Raw genomic sequence first — 23,488 nt, 5'->3', positions numbered from 1 at the left:
GTTGTAGTATTGTGTAATTTTTTTTAGAATTTCCAGTTGCCGCTTGCCCAGCCGCGTGGTTCGTCGTCTTCGGGTTCGTTGTGTTTAGGTGCGGTGGGTTCGGCTTTGGGTGCGGCGGGCTCGGGTTTAGGTTCGGGTTTGGGCGGCACAGCGGGCGCAGGTTTGGGTTCGGGTTTTGGCGCGGGCTTGGGCTGCACGGGGGCTGGCTGCGCTTGCGGCGCAGGGCGTGGCGCGGGCTGCTGAGCGGGTTGTGGCGCAGGTTCTGGCTCGGCCACTTCGCCATACTCTTGCATTTGCGCGGCGCGGGCGGCGACCATGTTTTCGTGCATGGCTTGGTACACGCCTGATTCATTTACGCTGTTGGTGTAGCCTTTGTCGTTGATGCGAATGTGGCGGAACAGCCAGCCGTCTAGGCTGTCAATCAGCAGCACGGCGATGTCGTCTGTGGTTTCCATGGTTTGCAGTTTTTCGTGCAACGCCATGAGCTTATCAATAAAGTTTTTGTGCACGCGGCGATGGGGTTCAAGCAGGGGGTATTTGGCTTGTTCCATCAGTGCTTCTTCGTATTGGAAGTGGGCAAGGGTGCTGTTAATCAGGTCAAACAAAACGATTGACATGCGGTTTTTGTCTTTGGCGTTCGCCGCTTCATAGAAATCGTTGATATGATGCAGCATTTGTTGGTGCTGCTCATCAATATCGGGGATGCCTGTGTTTAAATCGGGGGTCCATTCTACGATTGCCATCTGCGAATTTCCTTCTCTTGCTTTCTCGTTTTTGGTAGATGCGTGGTCGTGTTGATGCCGTATTATAAACATAGACAGTAAAGCTATGTTAATGAATTATGCGGATGGCAGGCGGCGTGTGTTTTATTGTAAACATGATGCAGCCTGAAACAGCGTTTGATGGCGCAAATCCCGTTTTCAGGCAGCCTATTAACCGCCCAATAAGGCAGCCTGAAAACGCCAAATGCTATAATCCCCCATCTTTACAAAAACGCACATTAAAGGCAGCCTGAAAAGCCGTTTACCCGTTTTCAGGCTGCCTATGGAGTTACCATGATTGCCCCCAAAGACCACACCCTTGCCGAATTTATCGCCCAACAAGTCGCCCAAAACGATGCGTTCGCCTTGCTGCAAGGCTTGGCGATTTGGCTGCGCCAGCGCAAAGGCAAGCGCGCCGAAAGCCGTGTGAACTTGCTGATTACCACGCTGCAACAAGACCCCGAGCTATGCGCCAAAACCGCCGAGCTGTTGGCAAAATGGCTGGGCAGCTTGCGGCTGTATCCCTTGCTGATTAGCGCGGGGATTTTTTCGCGCAAGGGCTTTCGCGGCGAGCTGATTGCGCAGCTATACGAACACTTCAACCCCGCCTACAAAGACCCCAACGACCTGCGCGATGTATTCGCCCTGCTGCTGGTTAATCCGCGCGATGCCCGTTGGCTGCGCGAAATTCGTCCGCAAACATGGCTGCATCTTTTCCATCTGATTTGGCAAAAAACACCCAACAACCAGCGCGACACGCTGCGCCGTTATGTGCGCTGGGAAGGTTTTCACGCCATTGAAATGTTGTCTATTTGGATTGCCGCCGAAGCCCTAGAACCCGATTTGGTGCGGCTAGACCGCAAATTGCTTGACCGCGATTCATCGTTTGTCGCGTTTAAGCGCGAAACCCATTCTTGGCTGGCGGCGCACATTCAACACCAAGCCTTTGACGACAGCCATTTGCAAGTGATGCTGCAACAATGCCGCGACAAAGTGGAAAAACTGCGCAAACTCGGCACTGGCACAGGCGCGGGCGCATCCATGGACGTGGCGCATCTGCTGGAACGGCTAGACCAAACGTTTAACCGCATCGTGCTGCTGCTCACCACCTTTGAAGACGAAAAACCCAAGCTCGGCAACCTACTCACGCTCACAGGCACGCTCGCCTGCGCCAGCGCGGAACAACACAACATCTCGCGCCTATGGAAACGCAGCGTGAGCATGCTTGCCCGCAGCATCACGCAAAACACCAGCGACCACGGCGAGCATTACATCACGCGCAGCAAAAAAGAATACATGGGCATGGTGTGGTCGGCAGCGGGCGGCGGCGTGTTGATTGCGCTGATGGCGTTGTTCAAAATTGTGTATGTGGGGCGGCACATCAGCAACCCCTTTGCCTACGGCTTGGCAGCAGGCTTGAACTACGGCTTGGGCTTCGCGCTGATTTTCGTGTTGCACTTCACCGTTGCCACCAAACAACCCGCCATGACCGCGTCGCGCTTTGCCGCCGCCGTAGAACGCAGCGAATCGGGGCACGCGGTTAATCAAAAACTCGCCCATCTATTGATAGACGTGGTGCGCTCGCAAGTGGCAGCGGTGGCGGGCAACGTGGTGGTTGCCATGACGCTCGCCATGCTGATTGCGCTGGTTTACCGCTTCACCCAAGGCGTGCCCATTCTCACCGAAGCCGAAGTCGCGTATCAAATCCATTCGGTGAACCCTTGGGGCGCAACGCTCTGGTATGCCGCGATTGCAGGCGTGTGGCTGTTTTGCTCGGGCATTATTTCGGGCTTTTTTGACAACCGCTGCGACTACCTTAACCTGCGGATGCGCCTGCGCCAACATCCCGTGCTCAAACGGCTGCTGCCTGAAAAACTGCGCGGCAAAGTTGCCGATTATCTGCACAAAAACTACGGCAGCCTGATGGGGAACGTATGCTTTGGGATGCTGCTGGGCATGACAGGCTTTGTGGGACACGCGCTGGGGCTGCCGCTGGATATTCGCCACGTTGCCTTTTCGTCCGCCAATATTGGCTACGCCGCCATCGCAGGGCATGAAGGGCTGTGGGTGTTTATCCAAAGCGTGTTTTTTGTGCTGCTGATTGGCGTGGTGAACCTGATTGTGAGCTTTATGCTCACCCTGTGGGTGGCGTTGCGCTCGCGCGAAGCCAAGATTGACAGCTGGCTGGGCATTTTCCAAAGCGCATGGCAACAAATTCGCGCGCAGCCGATGAATTTGTTTTACCCCAAAGATTTGCCTGCCGATGCGGGTGAGCAGGGGCATTAGGGTGCGGGGATGGCGATAGAAAGGCAGCCTGAAAATGGGAAATAGCGTTTTCAGGCTGCCTTTCGTTAGATGCTAACTTGCCTTTGTTTCTTGCTGCATAACAAATTCCAATAACTTAAAAGTAAGATAAGCATACCAACTTGCAGGTGGCCTATCAGATGGATGAAATGAAATTTCAGCAATATAAAATCTTCTTTGAAATTGCTCATATATCCCATTAACACCATCTTCCACATAAAACGGAATTTCATCTGCATGAAGATTAACTTCTTCATTTTCAGGCTGCGTTAGTATGTTAATTTTAGGCGTGCAGGGTTCGGAGGCAATTTTTAATTGCAATCGCATAACTTTATTACCAGTATGGCGTTCAATTCTGTATGTGTTTTCATTTTTTTAGAAGTAACACTGATTCCCCTTTCCACGGATAACCTTTTTAGTTTTGGTAAATTGATTGAAAGGCAGTCTGAAAACGCAAAATCCCGTTTTCAGGCTGCCTTTGCATCGCGGGTTTACTCATTCAACGCGCGGGGGAACAAAATGGTGTTTTCCAGCGCGATGTGGTCGTTCAAATCGTCGGCGAAGGTTTTTAAGTCAGCATAAAGCTGTTGCCAGCTGCTGCACGCTTCGGCGGGGGCGGTGAAATTATCGGTGGTTTGCAGCAGTTGCGCCAGCGCGGCTTCGTGTTCTTCGTGTTCCATCATCATCACGCGGATGGGCATGCCTGCGTTGCGTCCCATGCCGTTTTTTATCATGGGGAACAGCATCCGTTCTTCTTTCATCATGTGGCTGCTGAGTTCGGCTTCAATGGCTTGGATTAAATCCACCAACTGCGCGGGGAAGTTTTCATGCCGTGCGGCAACTTTTTCGGCAAGCTGGGTGGCATCGGCAAGCTGGCGGCGATGCGTGGCGTGGTAGCGTTCTAAAACGTGGTCAACGGTGTTGGGTAGGCTGGCGGATTGCCAAAGTGATAGGTCGGTCATGGTGGTGTCCTTTAATATTGATTATTGTGTTAGCCGCGCCAAATGGCGTTTCAGGCTGCTTTTGAAAGTTGCATATTTTAGGAAAGTTTAAGCAAAAAGGCAAAAGCTGGGCGCAAAAAAAGGCGTGTGGTTACGCCTGTGGGGTGAATGGGTTTTAGAACCTGTATTCACTATTTTCATAGCCATCTTTTATGCCCTAAAAACGCGGCTACCACGTTAAAAATGCTCGCAAGGTGTCCAACCTTGCTGTGCTTTTTGCCTTGTATCCGCGCTTTTATTTCATAAAATCTGTCTATGTAAATAATGAATACAGGTTCTTAGCTTCGCAACTCCGCTTCGCTACGCAGGCTGTCTACTGCGCTTGCCACCCAACAGGCAGCCTGAAACGGTGTTGCATCGCCCTGCTCTATTTCGCCATTTCGGCATCCACCGTTTGATACAGCGCGGCAAAATCGGGCTCGCCCACAAAGGTTTTCAGCACTTCGCCTTGTTTGTTAATCAACACGCTGGTGGGGTAAAGCTCGGTTTTCAGGAATTTTTTGGCAACGGCTTTGTCAGCATCAAACATCACGTTAAACACAATACCTTGTTTTGCCACATAGTTTTTTACGCCATCTAGGCTATCGGCGGGGTTGGACGTGGGCTCGGCGATGCCGAGAATTTGGAAATCTTTGCCCTGATAATCGTGCGCCATTTTGATGAGCTTGGGCATTTCGCTCACGCAACCAGGGCAGGTGGGAAACCAAAAATTGATGAGCGTTACTTTGCCGTGCAAGTTTTGGTTGCTGATGGTTTGGTTGTGCAGATTGGTAAGCTGGAAGCTGGGCGCGGGATGGGCGGGCGCGCCAAACAGAGTAAACGCAGCCAGCCCAATCATGGCAACGGCGGCGGCGATGGCGATGAGTTTTTTCATGATGATGTGAGTTGTTGAAAGGCGGTGAGCAGCGGTTCAGGCAGCCTGAAAACGCGCCCGTGGCTGTCGGTGGGCATCAGCGTTACTTCGGCTTGCACGCAAAGCTGCTCGCTGTCGGCAAACAGGATGCGCTGCTCAATGGTGAATTGGCGCGATTGGGCTTGGGTAAGCTGGCTGTGGATGCGCAGAATGTCGCCGAGTTTGGCGGCGCAGCGATAGCGGATGTCCATGCGGGCGACAACGAGCTGGGCTTGTTGCAGGCTGCCCAGCGGCATCCGTTGCTTGAAATAATGCCAACGCGCGGCTTCTAAAAATTCAAGGTAGCGGGCGTTGTTGACATGGGCGTAGCCGTCTAGGTGGTAGTTTAGGATTTCTTGGGTGTAGGGCATTTTGGTTAGGGATGACGGCGTTTATTGTTTTCAGGCTGCCTTAATGGGCGTCGCGAAAGCAATAAACAGGCGGATAGAAACATCCGCCGCTTGATATGAACAACGTCAGGCAGCCTGAAATAGGCAGCCTGAAAACCATCCGCGCATCATTGAAACTCAATCGCGTTAAACGCTTCGCGTTGCAAGGGTTCGCTGCTCAAATCGGTTACGATGCTGGATAGCTCAATGTCAAACCATTCGCGGAAAATATCGGGGTGCAAATCGGGCCATAGGCTTTCGTCTTCGCACCAATCGCTCAGCTCGGCGGCAAAAATTTCTTCCACGCGGTTTTCAATTTCGTCCCACAGCGCGTCGGCGTTGTCGCAAGCATCCACCAAATAAGAATTGGCATCGTCTTGCAAATCTTCCAGCGTGATGTTGGATAAATCGCTATCGGGCAAGCTGTTGAGCCAGTTCCAAAAAGGCTCGTTGGGGATAACGATGAATACGCTGCGGTTCACTTCATACATAATGCTTACTCCTGCGCGGGGGTGATGGGGTTTTCAGGCTGCCTTTGCGCTTCGGGCAGGGCAATTTGCGGCTCGTTGTTGGGCGTGCGGGCGGCGGCCTCGGGGTCAACCAAGCCATCTTCGGGTTCAACGGCGGGCGCGTTGCCCAGCTGCTTGTTGCGCAACGCCATATAGGCATCGCGGGTGGCAACGTATTTGTCTAACGCCATTTCGTTGAGCGTGTCGGTGGTATCCAGCAGTTTTTCGCGGGTGCTAACGGCACTCAACCCTGTGAGCGAATAATTGGCGGCGCGGTCGTGGATGATTGCGCCCTGCGGCGTGTACGCCATACTCACGCCTTCGCCCAACGTGTCGCGCACGGTGCTCGGGCCAAACAGCGGCATCACAAAATAATTGCTTTTTTTCCAGCCCCAAGAAGCCAGCGTGTCGCCAAACGTGGTTTTGTGGTTGGGCATATTCGCCGCGCTGGCAATGTCAATCAGCCCACCGATGCCAAAGGTGGTGTTCACCGCCACGCGCATCAAATCGCCGCCTGCCTTGCCAATGTGTCCGCGCAAAATGTTGTTGCCCATGCTTTTCACATCGCGCAGATTGTTGAAAAAATTGCCCACGGCGGTGCGCACGGGCTTGGGCGTTACTTTGCGATAGCCCCGCGCCACAGGCGTGAACACATAGCTGTCCACCTTGTCGTTGAATTTAAACATGGCGCGGTTGTAGCGTTCGTAGGGGTCGGGCGTGCCATCTGCTTGGGCGTGGATGCTGATGGCGAGCAGTAAACACGCCGCTCCAATTTTCAGGCGGTTACCCATTCTTCTATCTCGTAAAGTTGCGCCAAATCGCGCACGCTGGGGGGCAGATTGTGTATTTTCAGGCTGCCTTGTGCTTTTTGGCGCAAGGCGGTGAGCAACAACGATAAGCAAGCAGAATCGGCGCGGCTGATTTGGCTTAAATCAATGGCGTGGATTTCAGGCTGCCTGCATTGCTGCGCAAACTGGGCAAGCGCGGCTTGGTTCACCGTTTGCACGCTCACTTCGCCCTGCACATACACCGTGTTATCGCGGATTTCGCTTTGCATTATTTGCTGCCGTTTTTGGCTTTTAAATCGGCGATTAAGCCGTCTATGCCTTTGCTGTCCAAAATGGGTTTGAATTGCTGTTTTTGGCTTTGTACAAGGGCAAACGCGCCTTCAAACACCACGTTGAACACTTTGTATTTATTGCCGTCTTGATAGGTGCTGAACACGGCTTCCACGGGCTGCTGGCCGGGGTTGGTGATGGTGGCTCGCACGTCAATTTGTTCTTTGCTCGGCAGCATACTGCTGGGCTTGGCTACGACGTTTTTCACCACCACTTGCGCGTTTTTGTAGTTCAACATTTGGCGCGAATAGGTGCGAATCAGCATGGTGCGAAACTCGTTGACCAATGTTTGTTTTTGCGCGGCGGTGGCTTTGTTCCACGGTGCGCCCACGGATAGGCGCGTCATCAGGTTGAAGTCAAAATAGGGCAAGGCGTAGTTTTCGGCTTGCTTGCGCACGGCGGTGTCGTTTTTGCCGTTGGCTTGCTTCAAGATTTTAAGCATTTGCGTGGAGTTTTCTTTGATTTGGTTAGACGCATCTTGCGGCGCGGCGATGGCTAGGTTGATGCTTAACGCGCTGATGGCAAGGGCGGCGAGCAGGGGGGATTTTTTCATGTTGTATCCTTTCTGGATGGGATGGGTTTGTGCCACGGTTTTTTGGGGCGCGAAGTTTAGCGGATTGTGGGTTCGCGTGGCAATGCGCGAAAGTGTAAAACAGCTTTTCAGGCTGCCTTATTCTTTTCAGGCTGCCTTAAACCATAGGTTCTTATTCGGTGCTAGACGCGGCGGGTGTGCTTTGGCTGTCTTTGTTCATAAAGCTGCTGACAAATTTGTTAATCAGGTTTTCCAACACCAGCGCGGACGTGGTCATGGAAAGGGTGTCGCCGTTTTTCAATTTTTCTTCTTCGCCGCCTTGGGTTAAGCCGATGTATTGCTCGCCCAGCAAGCCTGAAGTCAAAATGGCGGCGTTGGCATCCACGCTGTATGCGTATTTTTGCTCAATTTGCATGCTCACTTTGGCTTGGAAGGTTTGCGGGTCTAGCTGAATATCGCTCACGCGCCCCACCAGCACGCCTGCGGATTTAATCGGTGCTTGCACTTTCAGGCTGCCTATGTCGTCAAACTGGGCGTAAACGGTGTAGGTGGCGATGGGCTTGCCAAAGCTGTTACCGCCGCTGGCAACGCGAAAGGCGAGTATGCCCAGCGCGGCAAAGCCGAGTAATACAAATAGTCCGGCCCAAAATTCTAGGATGGCTTTTTTCATGGATTATCCTTGGTTAAGGCAGCCTGAAAATGGGCTGCGTTTGGATGGTTTAGTCGCCGTATTCCCATTGTTTACTTTGGAAATCATAGCGGTAATAGTCGTAAATAATATAGGGGACTTTGTACACCAAATACACTTGCTCGGCTTGCCCTGTTTTGCCGTAGCTGGCGTGCAGCATATCTTGTTTAACTGGCGTGCCTGTGTCGGCGAGCTTATCGGGATATTTGCCATGCTGCGTGTGGTAGCGTTCCACATCGGCGGCAACTTGGCGCATAGCTTGTTCGGCGGTGTACACATAATAGGCATTTATCGCGCCGCATACCGCCAGCCCAATCAACCATGCCGCGCCGATGATTTTGTGCCGCTGCCAGTTTTCAGGCTGCCGATACACGCGCACCGCTTGGATAAACCACCACAGCAGCGCAAATATAGCGGGGAAAATCATCAGAAAACCAAACATGGGCTGGCTGCACAATCCGCACCCAATCCAAATGGCGATGATGCTTTTGTAGGGGATTTTTTCATTTCAGGCTGCCTAAGTAAACATAAACGCCGTCAAAATAAAATCCAACGCCAGCACCGTAAGCGCGGACGACACCACCGTGCGCGTGCTCGCCCGCAAAATGCCTTCCGCTGTGGGCGTGCAATGAAAGCCTTGATACACGGCAATCAGCGCGACCGCCGAGCCGAAAATCAGCGATTTGGTTAAGCCGTTGAACACGTCATACGACCAATCAATATTGTTCTGCATATTGGACCAAAACACGCCCGCGTCCAGCCCCAGCCATTGCACGCCCACCAAATAGCCGCCGTAAATGCCCGCCACGTTGAAAATACACGCCAGCAATGGCATGGAAACCACGCCCGCCCAAAAGCGCGGCGCAACCACGCGGGCAACGGGGTTTACCGCCATCACATCCATCGCTTCAAGCTGCTCGGTGGTTTTCATCAGCCCGATTTCGCTGGTCATCGCGCCGCCCGCGCTGCTGGCAAACAAAATCGCCGCCAGCACAGGCCCAAGCTCACGCAGCAGCGAAGCCGCCACCATAAAGCCCAGCACGTCTGCCGATTTAAACTTCGCCAACTGCGTGTAGCCCTGCAAGCCAATCACCATGCCGACAAACAGCCCCGACACGGCAATAATCAACACGGACAACACGCCCGAAAAATACATCTGGCGAATAGTAAGCCGCGCGCGCAGCAAAGTTTGCGGCAACAGCAGCAGGATTTTGAGCAGAAATAAAGCGTTTGCGCCCAGCGTTTGAATGAAAGCTAGGGTTTTCGCACCTGTGGATTGGATGATGTTCATGGGTTTTCAGGCTGCCTTATTTAAACTCCAACGGCTCTTCATCGTCTGCCGCTGTGGTTTGCCGCCCGTAGGCAAAGGGGTCGGCGGCGGCGGGGTTATTTTCATTGCCTTCGGCGTTGCCAAACACAGGCTCGTTGAAAGGGTCGGCAGCAGCGTTTTCAGGCTGCCCATTGGGTTGGAATGATGGCTCGTTCACAATAATGGTGTGCCCCGAAGATTCGGTCGGATACTCGGCGGGCGTGGCAAGGCAATGTTCAATGTATCGCGCCAAGCGTTTCATAATTTCTACTTCGTCTTCTTCGGTGGACGGCGTGCGCAAAATGGTTTGCGCGCTGCCATCGCGGTCTTTTGCCACCAATTCCGCGCCCTTGCCTACGCTGTTTACGATAAATTTGCAGCCTTTTAATTCAATCGCTTGCATTTCTCTGCCGTTTTCAATGTAGCACTCGTTGTCATACAAATTAAGCGACACGCCTGTGCCCATCTCGTCTTGATACGACACATACCACAAGCCGCCAAACGCAGCGATTAAAATCAGGCTCACCCAAGGCTGCCATGTAAACAGCAACAAGCTCAACACCATCGCCAGCGCAAACGCCGCATTGGGCAGGCGCATTTCGGTTTTAAACAGCGTGATGGGATACAAAAACCACGCCAGCGTGCCCGCATCGGGGGCGTTGTAGTTCAGCGTCCATTCCAGCTCGCGCTCTTCGTTTTGGATTTGATGCTTGATTAGGTTCATGGTCGTACTCCTTTCAATGGTTCAGGCAGCCTGAAACGGCTTAATCAGCCCATCATAGCAAAGCGCACCGCCAAGCCATCAGTATATTGTGAAAAATCAAGATTATACACCAATAACCCATCCACTCACGCCACAAATTCGGCAAACATCGGCGCATCCGCATCGCCCAACTCAAACATCCCGTTATCCTGATGCGAAATTTGAATATGCTGCAACACCGCCGCAAACAGCGCAGGCTGCTGCTGGATTTCGGCTAACGGCACTTGCCGCAACCGCCGCATCAACGCGCATTAGTCGGCAAAATTGAGAATGGTCGGATAGCTTTGCCATTCGTGATACAGCGCAGCCGGCATGGTTTGCCTTTCTTAAAATTCGGTTTCAGGCTGCCTAAAACGAATAAGGCAGCCTGAAAACGCGTGGGTACTTTTTCAAGATTTCGTCGCCCACAAATCTTGCTGCAAACTGGTTGGCGCGGGATAGCGAAACGCCACCGGCCCATTGGGTTCGCCACGCACAAACTGCCGCACCCAATCCGAATCGCTGTTTTCCATCTCGGCAGGGCTGCCTGAAAACACAATTTCGCCGTGCGCCAAGAAAATAATTTGGTCAACCAAGTTCAACGAATGCCCCACATCGTGCGTAACCATGATGCTGGTGGAACGCAGCGATTTGGTAACCCGATGAATTAAATGCGCAATCACGCCCAGCGAAATTGGGTCTAGCCCGGTGAACGGCTCGTCAAACAGCATCAATTCGGGGTCTAACGCAATGGTTCGCGCCAGAGCCACGCGCCGCGCCATGCCGCCCGATAGCTCCGCAGGCATCAGCTTTTCCACGCCGCGCAAACCCACCGCGTGCAATTTCAGCAACACCAAATCGCGTATCACACTTTCAGGCAGCCGCGTGAGCTCGCGCATCGGAAACGCCAAATTATCAAACACATTCAAATCGGTAAACAACGCGCCCTGCTGAAACAGCACGCCCATGCGGCGGCGATGCTCGTTTAAATCGTGCGCCGAAAACGCGCCCAAATCGCGCCCGTTGAGCAAAATTTTGCCCGCGCTGGGGCGCAGTTGCCCTGTAATCAAGCGCATCAGCGTGGTTTTGCCGCTGCCCGAACCGCCCATAATCGCGGCAAATCGCCCTTGTTCCACCGCAAAACGCACGTTCTGCAAAATCGGACGCTCGCCATAGGCAAAAGCAACGTTTTGAAATTCTATAAAAGGGACGCTCATAGTTTGGAGTAAGCCATCAGAAAAAGGCGATTGTATGTGCTTTGAAAGACGGGGGAAAGCAGATTTTAGCTTTCAGGCTGCCTTAGGCTGCGCGTTGTCTTGCTATTTATTTTTTATAAAACAGATAATTGCGTTTTCAGGCTGCCTTATAGGCAAAAAAATAACTCTTTGGGAAAGGAGACCAAAGAGTTATACAGGTTTAAATCAAACCAAAGGATTTACGAAAGGATACATGATGAAACTTGATGAAATTTTTGGCGCGGTGGACGGGGCTCGAACCCGCGACCACCGGCGTGACAGGCCGGTACTCTAACCAACTGAGCTACCACCGCGCATGACAACTGCCGTTAAAGCACCTGCCAAAACTGGTGGGTGATGACGGAGTCGAACCGCCGACATTCTGCTTGTAAGGCAGACGCTCTACCAACTGAGCTAATCACCCGCATCGCTGTGTTGCGAAAGCGCGAATTAAACCAGTTTTCCTTAAGCTGCGCAAGGCATTTATTTGCAAAATTTTTACACTCGTTAATATTTGTTTGTTTATATTGGTAATTTTATTACAAACCGTTTTCAGGCTGCCTGAAAATTTGTGTAAACGCGCCCAACAATTTTGCCTTGTTTTCAAATATTTGCTGTTGCAGCAAAGGCGCGGCTGCTTGGATTTGGGCGGTTTATCCTTTATGATGCGCTATCTTTTTTATTACACGCAAAAATTTTATGAAAAAAGTGATTAAATGGTTTGCCGCGTTGCTGGTATTGGGGGGCTTGGGTTGGTTTGCTTATCAAAAAATGCAGCCAAAAAATGAAGCCAGCTTCATCACCGAAGAAGTGAAGCGCGGCAAAATCGCGCAAACGGTGTCGGCTACGGGCGAGATTGCGGCAACGAATTTGGTGGACGTGGGCGCGCAGGTGTCGGGGCAAATCAAAAAGATGCACGTTAAAATCGGCGATATTGTGAAAGAAGGCGATTTGATTGCGGAAATTGACGATGTTACCCAAGTGAACGAGGTAAACACGCGCAAGGCGCAGTTGCAAACCTATCAGGCGCAGTTGGAATCGGCGCAGGTGGCGTTGAAAATCGCGCAACGCAAATACAGCCGTTATAAATCGTTAGCCAGCGCGGATGCGGTTTCCAAAGAGGAATTTGAGGCCACGGAAGACAGCTTGGCAACTAATCGCGCAAAAATCAAAGAGTTGCAATCATCCATCCGCCAAACGCAAATTGCGATTAACACGGCGGAAAAGAATTTAGGCTACACGCGGATTACTGCGCCTTCGGCTGGCACGGTGGTTTCGCTGGTGGTGGAGCAAGGGCAAACCATCAATTCCAGCCAAACTTCGCCTACTGTGGTGCAGATTGCGGATTTGACGAGCATGACCAACAAAATGCAAATTGCAGAGGGCGATGCGACCAAGGTGAAAGCGGGGCAAACGGTGAATTTTACGATTTTGTCTGAGCCTGATACGCCGATTAGCGCGAAATTGGACAGCGTAGACCCTGGTTTGACCACAATGTCGCAGGGTTCATACAGCAAATCTACCGACACGACTTCTAGCGCGATTTATTACTTTGCGCGGGCGACGGTGCCCAACCCCGAGGGCAAGCTGGCGATTGGTATGACCACGCAAAACACGGTGGAAATTGCGTCGGTGGATAATGTGTTGGTGGTGCCGACTGTGGCGATTAAAACCAAAGATGGCAAAAAATTTGTGCGCGTGCTGGGGGCGAACAATCAGGCGGTGGACAAGGAAATTCAAACGGGCTTGAAAGACAGCATGAATACGGAAGTGAAATCGGGCTTGAATGAGGGCGATAAGGTGGTGATGTCGGAAATGGGGGCGGATGAGAAAGCGGCGGCGGTGGAAAAAGAAATGGCAGGGCCACCGCGATAATGTGGGCATGATTGAGGCAGCCTGAAAATGGGTTTATACCGTTTTCAGGCTGCTTTTTTGTTGTGCCACATTTCCATAATCATTCGGATTACCCTTTCGGCTTTGACGTTGGTTTGCGGACGGGTGGAGCGGGTAAACTTTTGATTGACGCTGTTCTCAAAACAGGCAACGCCAAACGTATGATGGGCTGCGCCTTTGTGCTCGCTACCGTTGCCGGAACAAATGTATAGCCGTTTCACACCGCCTTATACAGCGTTGGCTCGCTGCCTTGTATAAGACTGTGTAAAACGACTATATCTGGATGCCAACATTCAGGCAGCCTGAAACGCCAGCCATCCCGCAAAAACCGTTTGGCATGATGCTAACCGGTTTGATGTTTTCAGGCTGCCTAATCTACCCAATCCAACACGGTGCGCCCTGCGTGCAGCAGGCGATAGATAAACAGCGAGTAGCTCTCTTGGATAAAGAATTTCCAGCGGGCTTGCTCGGATGCTTCGGTGTAGCGGCTGGTGGGGGTGGGCGATGGGATGGCGGGGATGCCAAGGTCTTGGGCGATGGCGGTGGCGCGCGCCATGTGGTAGGGGTCGCTGACGATGATGACGTGGTGCAGCTTGTGTTTTTGCATCAGCAGTCGGGTGTTGACAAGGTTTTGATAGGTGTCTTTGGAGCGGGTTTCGTAGATGATGTCGTGGCTGGGGATGCCTTGTTTGATGGCGAATTTGCGGGCGACTTCGCCTTCGCTGGGGTAGCCTTCTTTGCGCGTACCGCCTGTGAAGATGAGTTTTTCTACGCGCTCGGATTGATACAGCGCGATGGCGTGGTTGATGCGTTCGCGGAACACGGGCGATGGCTTGTCACCCCATGCGGCTGCGCCGAGTACTACGGCGGCATCGGCGTGTTTGGGCAGCTCGGCAGGGGCGTGGGCGTATTGATAGACTTGCCATGCGCACCATGCTTGCAGGGCGAGAATGCTTAGGATGCTGAGTAGGAAGCCGTAGCGCAGATAGCGCAGGGTGGGTTTGGGGCTGGGCATGGTTTTTGGGGGCAGCCTGAAATCTGCAAGGGGAGGAGATGGTTTGTCGCCAAATGTGTGGTCAACAGGGTTGCGTTATGGATTGCGGGTATTTAAGGGTTTCAGGCTGCATCAGGGTAGGGCAGCCTGAAAACTATTCTGCGGCGGGGCGGATGGCTTGGACTGCGCTTGGCAACTGGCATTCCACAGCGATGGCGTGCATTGCAGATGCCCGATGTAGTGCAGCTTGGCAACGGGGGCGATGGTGGCGATGTCATCTTCGCGCAGATGCAGGATGTCGGATGGGTCCACCCATTGCGGTCGCGCGGTGGTGAGCGGCTTGCCTGCGCGGTTAAAGGCTTCTATCACAAATTGCGAACAAAACAGCCGCTTGTTGCCCAGCGATGGCACGGTGATGGTGGCGAGCGCGTTCAGGCACAAATGGCGCACGGCGCGGGGGATAACGGGCAATTCGCAGGCGTTGCGGGCGATGGAGAACGGGGCTTGCAGCGCGATGCCCAGATGGTTGTAGCCGCTGCCGTTTTTCTCTTCGGCAAAGGCGATGATGGCTTGGATGTCGTTATCGGTTAAATCGGGGCGGCGAAAGGCAACGGTGAGATTGGTTTCTTTGAGCGCGTCGGCGAGCGGGCGGATGCGTGTGCCGCTGCCCACGGCTTCGGCGATGTTGCCGTCGCCCAAATAGATAAACGAATGGCTCACGGCGGCGTTGCTGAATACGCGAATGCCCAGCGAGCGGATGCTGCCTTCGGCGGAGAACAAAATATCGCCCGCGCGCAAATCGCTGGGCTGGATGAAGACTAAACCATTTTCAGGCAGCGTGCTGTTGCGCACGCTTTGCAGGCGCAGCGCGGCTTTGCCGTTTTCGTGCTGGCGAACGTGCCATTCGGTGGCGCAGGCGGATAGGAGCAGGGCGGTCATCAACAGGAATACACGGTACATTTTCAGGCTGCCTTAACGAGATGGGTTATTGTGGCAAAACAAGGGGCGATGCGCAATGATTGCTTGGGCGGATGGGCGCAGCGCGGGCATAGGCAGCCTGAAAACCGTGTTGTGCTACAATCGCGGCTTTTCTCACTTCGCACAAGGATAGCACTATGAAAAAATGGTTACTGATTATGCTGACGGGTTTGGCGTTGGCAGGCTGCGCGTCATCGGGCGACAGCGACGATTTGGGCATAGACCCCGCCACAGGCGTGAGCGCAGAACACTTGACCGAATTTGTGTAACACAAAATGGCTTTCAGGCTGCCTGTTCACACTGATTTAAGCAGCCTGAAAACCATCAACAGCAAGGAATGCCATGATTGTTTCCCTTGACATTGACGCGCAAAAAACCTTCACCCCGCTGTGCCCCGCCGAATTGCCCGTGCGCGAAGGGCATTGGATAGCAGCGGAACTCAACGCCCAAGCGCGGCTTGCCCAGCTTCGCGTGATGAGCAAAGACGCGCACAGCCCCGCCGCGCAATGGATTTGCCCCAGCCACGCCGAGCAACTGCGCCGCACAGAGTTGCCCAACGCGCGCGAAACTTGGGTGGCGCACGCCATCGTTGGCACGCAAGGTTTTGAACTATTGGACGAATTGCCGCCAATTACCGCCTACGATTTTTGCGTGTGGAAAGGCATTGAACCCGATATGCACCCCTACGGCGCGTGTTATCACGATTTGGCGGAAAAATTGAGCACAGGCCTGATTGAATGGCTGCGCGACAAGGGCGCAACGGTGCTGCTGGTGGGCGGCTTGGCAACGGATTATTGCGTGAAAACCACGGTGTTGCAGCTTTTGCGCGGCGGCGATTGGCAAGTGCTGGTGAACCGCGCGGCGTGCCGTGGCATCGCAGCGGACACGGTGGCAACAGCGTGGCGCGAAATGCAGGTGGCGGGCGCGGTGGTGTTGGATGACGCGGCGGCGATGGCGGCGTATTTACGGGGGAATGGTGTGGATTAAGGCAGCCTGAAAATGGGGGGTGTAGGTCGGGCATTGATGCCCGACGTTTTGTTGTAGCGTGTTAAATGAGATAAAAAGATTGGCGTTTGTCGGGCATCAATGCCCGACCTACTCAGGTTGCGCCAAGTTTTCAGACCGAAACCTTTGCAAAACCTGTAACCGATGGAGCGTCGGCGGCTCGCTGACATCTTGGCAAACCAGTCATGCGATGTTTGATAAGCAGTTTGGCGGCGAGCCATCGCCACTCCATTTTCAGGCTGCCTATGCCGTCAGAACCTATATGCACATCCCGCAAAACATTTCAGGCTGCCCATCGTTCACGATAAGGCAGCCTGAAAACATATTCGCGCTATTTTTTCTTTTTATCCTTTTTCGCTGGCTCTTTGTCCAGCACTTCCACCTTGGGCGCACCGCCTGCGGTGGCAGCGTTGGCGGTTTGGCGGTTAATCAGCCATTGCTGGGAGATGGTGAGCAAGTTGTTCACCACATAATACAGCACCAGCGCGGCAGGGAAGAAGAAGAACATGATGGAGAATATCAGCGGCATGATTTTCATCATTTGCGCCTGCGCGGGGTCGCTGGGTGGCGGGCTCAGTTTGGTTTGGAACCACATGGTTGCCGCCATCAAAATCGGCAAAATATAGAATGGGTCGGGGCGCGATAGGTCGTGAATCCAGCCCATCCATGGTGCTTGGCGCAGCTCCACCGATAGGAAAATCATCCAATATAGCCCGATGAAAATCGGCATTTGAATCAGCATCGGCAAGCAGCCGCCCAGCGGGTTGATTTTCTCATCGCGGTAGAGCTTCATCAGCTCTTGTTGCATCGCCATGCGGTCTTCGGGGTTGGGGTATTTTTTCTTCAATGCGTCCATTTTGGGCTGCACGGCGCGCATTTTTGCCATGGATTTGTAGGCTTTTTGGTTGAGCGGGAACAGGATGGTTTTTACAATCAAGGTCAGCACGATGATTGCCCAGCCCCAGTTGCCGATGATGCCGTGTAGCCAGTTGAGCAAGGCAAACAGCGGCGAAGCGAAAATATGCACGCGCCCGTAGTCTTTGGTGAGTTCAAATTTGGGGGCGATGGTTTTCAGGATGCTGGTTACTTGCGGGCCGGCGTATAGGTTGGCGGCGAAAGTTTTGCTGCCGCCTGCGGGGATGTCCACCACGGCGGTGTTTACGCCTGCGCTGTATAAGTTGCTGGGCAGGCGTTTGATGCCGATGGTGCACGCGCCGCCTGTGCACAGGTTTGCGCCGTTTTCAGGCTGCATAATCCATGCGGAAACGAAGTAATGCTGAATCATGCCCACATAGCCGCCTGATGCTTTGCGTTGGTATTCGGCGGTGTCTTTGCCTGCGTCAAAGTCTTTGTCTAGAGTGGCAAATTGCACTTTTTGGAAGGCATCGGCATCGGGGGTGTAAACAATTGGACCAACATAGCTGCTGGTGAACCAGCCTTCGCCTGCGGGCTTGCTGTTGTCGCGCACGACTTGGTACGACGTGCCGAGCTTCACCGCTTGGCCGCTGGTGTTTTTCACATCAAAGCGCACGTTCACCAAATAGCTGCCCTTGGTAAAGGTGTAAACCTTGTCTACTTGCACGCCGTTTTGCGCGGGGGCGGATAGGCGCACTTCCAATTTGTCGCCGTTTAGCGTTTGCGATTTGGCGGCAGCCTGAAAATTGGCGTTCGCCAAAATATTGTTGCCGTTGGCATCCACCAAGTTGGATTGGACGATGTAGGTGAGCGGTTTGCCGTCTGCCAGCAGGGTGAAGCGTTGGGCGGTGTCGTGGGTGGCATCGTAGTGTTGCAGGATTAAGCCGCGCAAATCGCCTGATTTTTCGTCTATCGTGGCTTTAACGGTGTCGGTTTCCACGCTCACGGGCTCTGTTGCGCCCAATGGGGCGGCTTTCGGCTGCGCGGCGGTTTGTTGCTGCGCGGCTTGCTGCGGTTGCGGCTGGGCAGCGGGGAAGAAGTGTTGCCAAGCCATCATAAAGACAATCGCCACAGCGGCGGTCGCCAGCATACGTTTAAATTCGGATGGGTTTTGCTGTTGCATGAAAGTTTCCTAAAACTAGGGGACGGGGTCGTAACCGCAGCCGCCCCAAGGGTGGCAACGGGCAAGCCGTTTGAGCGTGAGCCAGCCGCCTTTGATTGCGCCATATTTGCTTACGGCTTCAATCGCGTATTGCGAACAAGTGGGCGTATAGCGGCAGCGCGGCGGGATAAGCGGGCTGATGCAGAGTTGATAAAAGCGAATCAGCGCGAGTAGGAGTTTGCGGAACATGGAATGAATTTCAGGCTGCCTATGGGAGTGAGCAATTATATATAGAGACGGGTTGGGTAAATCTAAGCGGCAAAACGAGGCGTTTACAAATGCACACCACTTAACGCGCGATTAGGCAGCCTGAAAGCGAGTTCACGAGCTTCTGCGGAGCTAAAATCGTGCTTTCAGGCTGCCTAAACTTACTTGCATTCGCGTGGTAACATCAATTCTGCCAACTGCTTGCAGACTTCGTGATACTGCTCGCGCTCAAACATCACGCGCACGCGCACCACAAAATCTTTGGCGGGCAACGCGCTTTGATGCAGCCTGAACCATTCGCGTATCACACGTTTCATGTAATTGCGTTTGTTTGCCCGTTTGGCGGCTTTTTTGCCGACCACCAAGCCCAATCGCGCGTGCCCCAGCGTGTTGTTTTCCGATTGCAGCACCGCCAAAAAGCTGCGCGAACGCTGTTTTCTTAACGCAAAAACGGAAGAGAACTCTTCCGTTGTGAGCAGCCGATAGGCTTTGCCAAAGCGATAAGCCAATTACACAGCCAAACGTTTGCGACCTTTGGCACGGCGTGCCGCCAAAACGGCGCGGCCACCGCGTGTTTTGGAGCGCACCAAAAAGCCGTGGGTGCGTTTGCGTTTGGTAACGGAAGGTTGATAAGTGCGTTTCATGTTGGTTTCCTAATATCAAATGGGGTGGGAAAAATAAACGGCGCATTAAACCTGTTTTGGCGCGATTTGTCAAACGAAATAAGCGGATTGCGGCGTTTCAGGCTGCCTTTTGCGTGGGTTTGGGCAGCCTGAAAATGCTATTGATCATTGAGCCGTTGGATAATCATTTGGCTGAGCTGTTGCACTTCATCGGGCGCGGCGGTGGGGAGTACGGTTTGCCAGTCGCGCTGGGTAAATGTGGTGTAATCCAGCCGCAAAGCTACGCCACGAACAACGGTTAAGCCTTTTGTATTGTCGCGACTGCCTTTAAAGCGCACATAATAAGTTGCGGGCTGTGGCGTGTTTGTGGGCAAATCCAATACGCGGTTGTAGCGTTTGGTAAGCCATAGCGTGGAAAGTGGAGAGATGATGTTGTAACAGCCAAACAGTAACACGGTGGGCAAAAACAATGTGCCTTTGTCAAAAAATAACATGGGGTCGATAAAGTAAACAAGAATGGTAAGCAGCAGCGGTATGGGCAGCGTATAAGCAAACAGTTTTTTCAGGCGCATGGCGTGGTTGCGTTCATTGTTGCTAATGGGTGTGCGCTTTTGCCATGTGATTTCGTTTGCGCCTGCTTGCACGGCGTAGCGCAATTCGGCGAATGGGGTGTCTTGGGTGAGCGGGCTGGGCATGGGGATTATTCCTTATAAGTGAGAGCGAAATGGTTTTCAGGCTGCCTGAAAATGGCTATTCATCTTCGGCTAACCGCTGCTTAATGGCATGGATTAACTGCTGCAATGCTTCGGGGTTGGGCGCATCGGGAAGCAGGGCTTGCCAATCTGCCAGCGTGAAGCTGTCCCAATCGGGCAGGTATTTGTCGCAATGGGTTCCTAATGTGTTTTTGGGATAATAGCTGTACTTGCCTTGGGGTGTGCGCCAGAAATAGAGCGTAAAGTTTTCAGGCTGCATACCGCCGATTGGGGCGCGCAAAATGCAGATAACATCAGGCAATTCTGTTATGAACACCAAAATGATTAAGAAAAACATTGCTGCCATAAATAACATGGAAAACGAAAGGGTGTGGTTGTACTGAAAATCCAAAAACAATACCAACGGTGTCAATACCACAAGCCAAACAATGAGAAGCAAATGCTGCCACGTTTTCTGGTGGTTTTTTGGGCTAATCGGCGTGATTTTTTGCCACGAGATTTCAGGCTCGCCCGATTGCAATTCGCTCAATAATCGCGCGTAGGTGAGCAGGGCATCGTAATGGTTGGGGTTTACTGGCATGGCATTCTTTCTGTTTTCAGGCTGCCTTTTGCGCGGGATAGGCAGCCTGAAAAAGTAAGAGCCTGTATTCACTATCTTCATAAGCATCTTTTATGCCCTAAAAGCGCGGCTACCGCGTTAAAAATGCTCGCAAGGTGTCCAACCTTGCTGTGCTTTTTGCCTTGTATCCGCGCTTTTATGTCATCAAATCTACCTATGAAAATAGTGAATACAGGTTCTAATTTTTAATCCCCGCTCACATTCAACACAGGCGAAGCATTCTCTTCGGAAAGCAGCACCGTCATCATACTGGTAACGAGCTTGGCTTTTTCGGGTTCGGTCATGTTCACAATGCCGCGTTTTTGCAATTCCACCACCGTGCCCGCCACCATGCCAATCGCCCCGCGCACCAGCGTTTGTCGCGCTAAAATCACCGCTTCGGCTTGCTGGCGGCGCAGCATGGCTTGGGCTATTTCGGGCGCGTAGGCTAGATGGGTGAAGCGTGTTTCATCAATGCTGATGCCCGCGATTTCCACCCGCTCCTGCACCATGCGGCGAAATTGCTCCAAAATTTTGTCCGAATGCCCCGTTAAGCTATCTGCCGAGCCATCGTTGGTATAAGGATGATGCGTTGCCAACGCCCGCAACGCGCCTTCGCTTTGCACTTGCAAAAAATCATGCGCGTTTTCCACATCCAGCACCGCTGCGGCGGGGTTGTCAATGTGGTACACAATCGCCGCCGCTATCTCAATTGGCGTGCCAGAAGCATCGTTTACTTTCAGCGTGGCGGTAACGTAGTTGCCTGTTTTGAGCGACACGCTGATGGTGCTGTAAAACGGCGGCAGCCAAAAAAAGCCCGATTTGGGCAAAATCCCCGCATATTTCCCAAACAGCGTGCCCACCAAAGCGGTGTTGGGCTGCACCACGCGAAAGCGCGTAAAACCATACACCACGGGCAGCAGCAAAATGCCAAATGCTTTGCCGCCGCTGGCAACCACCAGCATCGCCACAAACAAAAACGCGACCAGCAAAAGGATGGCGGCGGTAAAGCCGTTTAGGTATGGCATCGTGTATTTTTGGCTATTGGATTGCCCCATGGTGCGTGCTCCTTCAAAGCGGTTGAAAATGGGCGAGATTATAATATAAAATGATTGATTTTTAAAGGATTTTTATGATTTTGCTGGCTTGCTGCAACAGCAAACTCGCGCCCTATTGCTTGTGGATAATGTTATCCACAATGGCGCGGTCTTAACAAAAATTTGCGGTATAATAACCAACATATCCACAACGTATTAAAGTCGTCCCATGCGTGTTTCTGAATTTTGGTCTCAATGCCTTGCTCTGTTGCAATCCGAGCTTTCCGAACAACAATTTTCCAACTACATCGCGCCGATTACCGTGGGCGAGCAAAATGGCGCGTGGGTGCTGTTTGCCAAAACGCAATTTGCGGCAAATCTATTGCGCACTCAATACGCCAACAAAATCCGCGAAGCCGCCGCGCTGATTGCGCCCGATGCGCCCGAATTGCTGTTTCAAGCGGGCGTAGGCGAGCGCGTGGCGATGGCAGATGTGCCTGCGGATGCCTTGGTTGATGCGCCGATTGGCACAGCCAGTCCCGCGCACAACCCCGCGCCCGCATTAGGCAGCCTGAAAACTGCGAGCGGCAACGAAGCCACAACCCGCACCGCCCAAACCAACGATGCCAATTTCAGCGCAGCGCAGACCACAACCGCGCCCGCATCCCAGCCCGCGCCATCTTCCGCGCCCGCCCGCAGCAACAAAAGCGCGCAAGATATCCTAGCCGAGCGCATGAGCAACCTGCGCCCCAGCAAGCCTGCCGAGCACAATAGGCAGCCTGAAAACGCCGCAGCGGGCAAACCTTCCGCCATCGCCGCCGAGCAAGCCCGCGAAGCCGCCGAGCAACGCCTGCATCAAACCAACCTATCGCCAGATTACACCTTTGACACGCTGGTGGAAGGCAAGGGCAACCAGCTTGCCGCCAACGTAGCCAAAAGCATCGCCGAAAAACCGGGTGACAGCATGTATAACCCGTTTTTCGTGTATGGCAGCACAGGTTTGGGCAAAACCCACTTGGTGCAAGCCATTGGCAACGAATTGCTGCGGCTCAACCCCAAAGCCAAAGTGCGCTATATGCACTCGGACGAATACCTAAAAACCTTTATGGCGACCGTGCGCAACAAAACATGGGATACATTCAAACAACAATATTTGCACTACAACCTGTTGATTATTGACGATATTCAATTTATCTCAGGCAAAGACCGCACCATGGAAGAGTTTTTCTTTTTGTTTGAACACTTCCACTCGCGCGACCAGCAAATCATCCTAACCTGCGACCAATTGCCCAGCAGCCTAGAAGCGATGGACAAACGCCTTGTATCCCGCTTTTCATGGGGCATGACCATCCGCCTAGAACCGCCCGAACTGGAAATGCGCGTGGACATTTTGGAGCGCAAAGCCCAAGCCGCAGGCATCATGCTGGAAGAAGATGCCGCCACCTTTATCGCGCAAAACGTCAAACAAAACGTACGCGAGCTAGAAGGCGCGTTAAATCGCGTGATTGCGCGTTGCCGATTCAGCAAAGCCAGCACCATTGACATAGACCTTGCCACCGATGCGCTGCAAGACATCGTTGCCAGCAACTACAAGCCGATTACCGTTGAACTGATTATGAAAGCCGTTGCCGACCATTACCACATCAGCATCCGCGATATTTTGGGTAAAAAACGCAGCCGCAACCTTGCCCGCCCGCGCCAAATCGCCATGGCGATTACCAAAGAGCTTACCAACCTAAGCCTGCCCGCCATTGGCGACGCATTTGGCGGGCGCGACCACACCACCGTAATGCACGCGGTGAAAACCATCGCCAAACTGCGGCAGGAAGAGCCTGATTTGAAGCAGGATTATGAGAAATTGTTGATTGTGATACAGCATTAGG

General features: G+C 53.0%; 30 protein-coding genes, 2 tRNA genes and 1 pseudogene. 6 read left to right on the top strand and 27 right to left on the bottom strand.

The window, feature by feature from the left end; genetic code table 11:
* Positions 1–23: 23 nt before the first annotated feature.
* Complete coding sequence (locus tag Q4A85_RS02845) at positions 24–743, bottom strand: bacteriohemerythrin (protein WP_303107652.1); 720 nt, start codon at positions 741–743, stop codon at positions 24–26.
* Positions 744–859: 116 nt separating this feature from the next.
* Between Q4A85_RS02845 and Q4A85_RS02840 the strand changes: the two genes are divergently transcribed.
* Both Q4A85_RS02840 and Q4A85_RS02835 read left to right on the top strand, forming a co-directional pair.
* Positions 860–1,015, top strand: coding sequence for a hypothetical protein (locus tag Q4A85_RS02840; RefSeq protein WP_303107651.1), 156 nt, complete (start codon positions 860–862; stop codon positions 1,013–1,015).
* Positions 1,016–1,055: 40 nt separating this feature from the next.
* Positions 1,056–3,047, top strand: coding sequence for a site-specific recombinase (locus tag Q4A85_RS02835; protein WP_303107650.1), 1,992 nt, complete (start codon positions 1,056–1,058; stop codon positions 3,045–3,047).
* Positions 3,048–3,119: 72 nt separating this feature from the next.
* Here Q4A85_RS02835 and Q4A85_RS02830 read toward each other — a convergent pair whose 3' ends face one another.
* The 16 genes from Q4A85_RS02830 to Q4A85_RS02755 form a co-directional block, all read right to left on the bottom strand.
* Entirely contained in the window at positions 3,120–3,386 is a 267-nt protein-coding gene (locus tag Q4A85_RS02830) for a hypothetical protein (RefSeq protein WP_303107649.1), read from the bottom strand.
* Between the two features lie 170 nt (positions 3,387–3,556).
* Complete coding sequence (locus Q4A85_RS02825) at positions 3,557–4,027, bottom strand: hemerythrin domain-containing protein (protein WP_303107648.1); 471 nt, start codon at positions 4,025–4,027, stop codon at positions 3,557–3,559.
* Positions 4,028–4,433: 406 nt separating this feature from the next.
* Entirely contained in the window at positions 4,434–4,940 is a 507-nt protein-coding gene (locus tag Q4A85_RS02820) for a TlpA disulfide reductase family protein (RefSeq protein ID WP_303107647.1), read from the bottom strand.
* Positions 4,937–5,329 carry a thioesterase family protein gene (locus Q4A85_RS02815; RefSeq protein ID WP_303107646.1) on the bottom strand — a complete coding sequence of 131 codons (393 nt, stop codon included), beginning with the start codon at positions 5,327–5,329 and terminating at the stop codon, positions 4,937–4,939. The genes Q4A85_RS02820 and Q4A85_RS02815 overlap by 4 nt, the downstream gene beginning before the upstream one ends.
* A gap of 146 nt (positions 5,330–5,475) precedes the next feature.
* Complete coding sequence (locus tag Q4A85_RS02810; protein WP_303107645.1) at positions 5,476–5,838, bottom strand: VacJ; 363 nt, start codon at positions 5,836–5,838, stop codon at positions 5,476–5,478.
* Between the two features lie 5 nt (positions 5,839–5,843).
* Entirely contained in the window at positions 5,844–6,647 is an 804-nt protein-coding gene (locus Q4A85_RS02805; RefSeq protein WP_303107644.1) for a VacJ family lipoprotein, read from the bottom strand.
* Positions 6,632–6,913: a lipid asymmetry maintenance protein MlaB gene (locus Q4A85_RS02800; RefSeq protein WP_303107643.1), complete on the bottom strand. Its 282-nt coding sequence runs from the start codon at positions 6,911–6,913 to the stop codon at positions 6,632–6,634. Before Q4A85_RS02800 ends, Q4A85_RS02805 begins: the two co-directional genes overlap by 16 nt.
* Positions 6,913–7,527, bottom strand: a complete 615-nt coding sequence (locus Q4A85_RS02795; RefSeq protein ID WP_303107642.1) for a phospholipid-binding protein MlaC — start codon at positions 7,525–7,527, stop codon at positions 6,913–6,915. Before Q4A85_RS02795 ends, Q4A85_RS02800 begins: the two co-directional genes overlap by 1 nt.
* A 151-nt stretch (positions 7,528–7,678) precedes the next feature.
* A complete protein-coding gene (gene mlaD / locus Q4A85_RS02790) occupies positions 7,679–8,176 on the bottom strand; it encodes an outer membrane lipid asymmetry maintenance protein MlaD (RefSeq protein WP_303107641.1) in 498 nt (165 codons plus the stop codon).
* A 49-nt stretch (positions 8,177–8,225) separates the two neighbouring features.
* The gene (locus tag Q4A85_RS02785; protein ID WP_303107640.1) at positions 8,226–8,636 is read right to left on the bottom strand and encodes a hypothetical protein; all 411 of its coding nucleotides are present in this window, start codon (positions 8,634–8,636) and stop codon (positions 8,226–8,228) included.
* A gap of 75 nt (positions 8,637–8,711) precedes the next feature.
* Positions 8,712–9,485 carry a lipid asymmetry maintenance ABC transporter permease subunit MlaE gene (gene mlaE, locus Q4A85_RS02780; protein ID WP_303107639.1) on the bottom strand — a complete coding sequence of 258 codons (774 nt, stop codon included), beginning with the start codon at positions 9,483–9,485 and terminating at the stop codon, positions 8,712–8,714.
* Between the two features lie 16 nt (positions 9,486–9,501).
* Positions 9,502–10,227: a hypothetical protein gene (locus tag Q4A85_RS02775; protein WP_303107638.1), complete on the bottom strand. Its 726-nt coding sequence runs from the start codon at positions 10,225–10,227 to the stop codon at positions 9,502–9,504.
* A gap of 125 nt (positions 10,228–10,352) precedes the next feature.
* Positions 10,353–10,508 (bottom strand): hypothetical protein, encoded by a 156-nt coding sequence (locus tag Q4A85_RS02770; protein ID WP_303107637.1) that lies wholly within the window; start codon positions 10,506–10,508, stop codon positions 10,353–10,355.
* 147 nt (positions 10,509–10,655) lie between these two features.
* Positions 10,656–11,462: an ABC transporter ATP-binding protein gene (locus Q4A85_RS02765; protein ID WP_303107636.1), complete on the bottom strand. Its 807-nt coding sequence runs from the start codon at positions 11,460–11,462 to the stop codon at positions 10,656–10,658.
* Between the two features lie 255 nt (positions 11,463–11,717).
* Positions 11,718–11,794, bottom strand: a tRNA-Asp gene (locus Q4A85_RS02760).
* 34 nt (positions 11,795–11,828) lie between these two features.
* Positions 11,829–11,904 (bottom strand) — tRNA-Val (locus Q4A85_RS02755).
* 275 nt (positions 11,905–12,179) lie between these two features.
* Between Q4A85_RS02755 and Q4A85_RS02750 the strand changes: the two genes are divergently transcribed.
* Positions 12,180–13,355 carry an efflux RND transporter periplasmic adaptor subunit gene (locus tag Q4A85_RS02750; protein WP_303107635.1) on the top strand — a complete coding sequence of 392 codons (1,176 nt, stop codon included), beginning with the start codon at positions 12,180–12,182 and terminating at the stop codon, positions 13,353–13,355.
* A gap of 44 nt (positions 13,356–13,399) precedes the next feature.
* Here Q4A85_RS02750 and Q4A85_RS02745 read toward each other — a convergent pair.
* From Q4A85_RS02745 to Q4A85_RS02735, 3 genes and pseudogenes are all read right to left on the bottom strand, one after another.
* Positions 13,400–13,594 (bottom strand): annotated as a pseudogene (locus Q4A85_RS02745) (hypothetical protein); the annotation flags it as partial.
* Between the two features lie 149 nt (positions 13,595–13,743).
* Positions 13,744–14,388 (bottom strand): YdcF family protein, encoded by a 645-nt coding sequence (locus Q4A85_RS02740; protein WP_303107634.1) that lies wholly within the window; start codon positions 14,386–14,388, stop codon positions 13,744–13,746.
* 111 nt (positions 14,389–14,499) lie between these two features.
* Positions 14,500–15,327, bottom strand: coding sequence for a hypothetical protein (locus tag Q4A85_RS02735; protein WP_303107633.1), 828 nt, complete (start codon positions 15,325–15,327; stop codon positions 14,500–14,502).
* A 155-nt stretch (positions 15,328–15,482) separates the two neighbouring features.
* On the opposite strand from Q4A85_RS02735, the gene Q4A85_RS02730 reads away from it, so the two are divergent.
* Together Q4A85_RS02730 and Q4A85_RS02725 are read left to right on the top strand one after the other, a co-directional pair.
* Positions 15,483–15,614 carry a hypothetical protein gene (locus Q4A85_RS02730; protein ID WP_303107632.1) on the top strand — a complete coding sequence of 44 codons (132 nt, stop codon included), beginning with the start codon at positions 15,483–15,485 and terminating at the stop codon, positions 15,612–15,614.
* A 73-nt stretch (positions 15,615–15,687) separates the two neighbouring features.
* Entirely contained in the window at positions 15,688–16,332 is a 645-nt protein-coding gene (locus Q4A85_RS02725; protein ID WP_303107631.1) for an isochorismatase family protein, read from the top strand.
* A gap of 349 nt (positions 16,333–16,681) precedes the next feature.
* Here Q4A85_RS02725 and yidC read toward each other — a convergent pair whose 3' ends face one another.
* From yidC to Q4A85_RS02690, 7 genes are all read right to left on the bottom strand, one after another.
* A complete protein-coding gene (yidC, locus tag Q4A85_RS02720; protein WP_303107630.1) occupies positions 16,682–18,388 on the bottom strand; it encodes a membrane protein insertase YidC in 1,707 nt (568 codons plus the stop codon).
* 15 nt (positions 18,389–18,403) lie between these two features.
* The gene (yidD, locus tag Q4A85_RS02715) at positions 18,404–18,625 is read right to left on the bottom strand and encodes a membrane protein insertion efficiency factor YidD (protein WP_303107667.1); all 222 of its coding nucleotides are present in this window, start codon (positions 18,623–18,625) and stop codon (positions 18,404–18,406) included.
* Between the two features lie 170 nt (positions 18,626–18,795).
* The gene (gene rnpA, locus Q4A85_RS02710; protein ID WP_303107629.1) at positions 18,796–19,143 is read right to left on the bottom strand and encodes a ribonuclease P protein component; all 348 of its coding nucleotides are present in this window, start codon (positions 19,141–19,143) and stop codon (positions 18,796–18,798) included.
* A complete protein-coding gene (gene rpmH, locus Q4A85_RS02705; protein ID WP_002214728.1) occupies positions 19,144–19,278 on the bottom strand; it encodes a 50S ribosomal protein L34 in 135 nt (44 codons plus the stop codon).
* A 137-nt stretch (positions 19,279–19,415) separates the two neighbouring features.
* The gene (locus Q4A85_RS02700) at positions 19,416–19,952 is read right to left on the bottom strand and encodes a hypothetical protein (RefSeq protein WP_303107628.1); all 537 of its coding nucleotides are present in this window, start codon (positions 19,950–19,952) and stop codon (positions 19,416–19,418) included.
* Between the two features lie 55 nt (positions 19,953–20,007).
* A complete protein-coding gene (locus tag Q4A85_RS02695) occupies positions 20,008–20,631 on the bottom strand; it encodes a hypothetical protein (RefSeq protein ID WP_303107627.1) in 624 nt (207 codons plus the stop codon).
* 143 nt (positions 20,632–20,774) lie between these two features.
* Positions 20,775–21,626 (bottom strand): SPFH domain-containing protein, encoded by an 852-nt coding sequence (locus Q4A85_RS02690; RefSeq protein ID WP_303107626.1) that lies wholly within the window; start codon positions 21,624–21,626, stop codon positions 20,775–20,777.
* A gap of 208 nt (positions 21,627–21,834) precedes the next feature.
* Here Q4A85_RS02690 and dnaA point away from each other — a divergent pair, with 208 nt between their 5' ends.
* A complete protein-coding gene (dnaA, locus tag Q4A85_RS02685) occupies positions 21,835–23,487 on the top strand; it encodes a chromosomal replication initiator protein DnaA (protein WP_303107625.1) in 1,653 nt (550 codons plus the stop codon).
* The last annotated feature ends 1 nt before the right edge of the window (position 23,488 follow it).

Source organism: Kingella sp. (in: b-proteobacteria) (assembly GCF_030527935.1).
Classification (GTDB): Bacteria; Pseudomonadota; Gammaproteobacteria; order Burkholderiales; family Neisseriaceae; genus Kingella_B.
This window is presented reverse-complemented; position numbering and strand designations above follow the sequence as displayed.

Coding starts and splice junctions, on each gene's coding strand:
- Q4A85_RS02845 (WP_303107652.1), bottom strand. CDS start 743: ATGGCAATCGTAGAATGGACCCCCGATTTAAACACAGGCATCCCCGAT.
- Q4A85_RS02835 (WP_303107650.1), top strand. CDS start 1,056: ATGATTGCCCCCAAAGACCACACCCTTGCCGAATTTATCGCCCAACAA.
- Q4A85_RS02825 (WP_303107648.1), bottom strand. CDS start 4,027: ATGACCGACCTATCACTTTGGCAATCCGCCAGCCTACCCAACACCGTT.
- Q4A85_RS02820 (WP_303107647.1), bottom strand. CDS start 4,940: ATGAAAAAACTCATCGCCATCGCCGCCGCCGTTGCCATGATTGGGCTG.
- Q4A85_RS02815 (WP_303107646.1), bottom strand. CDS start 5,329: ATGCCCTACACCCAAGAAATCCTAAACTACCACCTAGACGGCTACGCC.
- Q4A85_RS02810 (WP_303107645.1), bottom strand. CDS start 5,838: ATGTATGAAGTGAACCGCAGCGTATTCATCGTTATCCCCAACGAGCCT.
- Q4A85_RS02805 (WP_303107644.1), bottom strand. CDS start 6,647: ATGGGTAACCGCCTGAAAATTGGAGCGGCGTGTTTACTGCTCGCCATC.
- Q4A85_RS02800 (WP_303107643.1), bottom strand. CDS start 6,913: ATGCAAAGCGAAATCCGCGATAACACGGTGTATGTGCAGGGCGAAGTG.
- Q4A85_RS02795 (WP_303107642.1), bottom strand. CDS start 7,527: ATGAAAAAATCCCCCCTGCTCGCCGCCCTTGCCATCAGCGCGTTAAGC.
- mlaD (WP_303107641.1), bottom strand. CDS start 8,176: ATGAAAAAAGCCATCCTAGAATTTTGGGCCGGACTATTTGTATTACTC.
- Q4A85_RS02785 (WP_303107640.1), bottom strand. CDS start 8,636: ATGTTTGGTTTTCTGATGATTTTCCCCGCTATATTTGCGCTGCTGTGG.
- mlaE (WP_303107639.1), bottom strand. CDS start 9,485: ATGAACATCATCCAATCCACAGGTGCGAAAACCCTAGCTTTCATTCAA.
- Q4A85_RS02775 (WP_303107638.1), bottom strand. CDS start 10,227: ATGAACCTAATCAAGCATCAAATCCAAAACGAAGAGCGCGAGCTGGAA.
- Q4A85_RS02770 (WP_303107637.1), bottom strand. CDS start 10,508: ATGCGGCGGTTGCGGCAAGTGCCGTTAGCCGAAATCCAGCAGCAGCCT.
- Q4A85_RS02765 (WP_303107636.1), bottom strand. CDS start 11,462: ATGAGCGTCCCTTTTATAGAATTTCAAAACGTTGCTTTTGCCTATGGC.
- Q4A85_RS02750 (WP_303107635.1), top strand. CDS start 12,180: ATGAAAAAAGTGATTAAATGGTTTGCCGCGTTGCTGGTATTGGGGGGC.
- Q4A85_RS02740 (WP_303107634.1), bottom strand. CDS start 14,388: ATGCCCAGCCCCAAACCCACCCTGCGCTATCTGCGCTACGGCTTCCTA.
- Q4A85_RS02735 (WP_303107633.1), bottom strand. CDS start 15,327: ATGTACCGTGTATTCCTGTTGATGACCGCCCTGCTCCTATCCGCCTGC.
- Q4A85_RS02730 (WP_303107632.1), top strand. CDS start 15,483: ATGAAAAAATGGTTACTGATTATGCTGACGGGTTTGGCGTTGGCAGGC.
- Q4A85_RS02725 (WP_303107631.1), top strand. CDS start 15,688: ATGATTGTTTCCCTTGACATTGACGCGCAAAAAACCTTCACCCCGCTG.
- yidC (WP_303107630.1), bottom strand. CDS start 18,388: ATGCAACAGCAAAACCCATCCGAATTTAAACGTATGCTGGCGACCGCC.
- rpmH (WP_002214728.1), bottom strand. CDS start 19,278: ATGAAACGCACTTATCAACCTTCCGTTACCAAACGCAAACGCACCCAC.
- Q4A85_RS02700 (WP_303107628.1), bottom strand. CDS start 19,952: ATGCCCAGCCCGCTCACCCAAGACACCCCATTCGCCGAATTGCGCTAC.
- Q4A85_RS02695 (WP_303107627.1), bottom strand. CDS start 20,631: ATGAAGATAGTGAATACAGGCTCTTACTTTTTCAGGCTGCCTATCCCG.
- Q4A85_RS02690 (WP_303107626.1), bottom strand. CDS start 21,626: ATGGGGCAATCCAATAGCCAAAAATACACGATGCCATACCTAAACGGC.
- dnaA (WP_303107625.1), top strand. CDS start 21,835: ATGCGTGTTTCTGAATTTTGGTCTCAATGCCTTGCTCTGTTGCAATCC.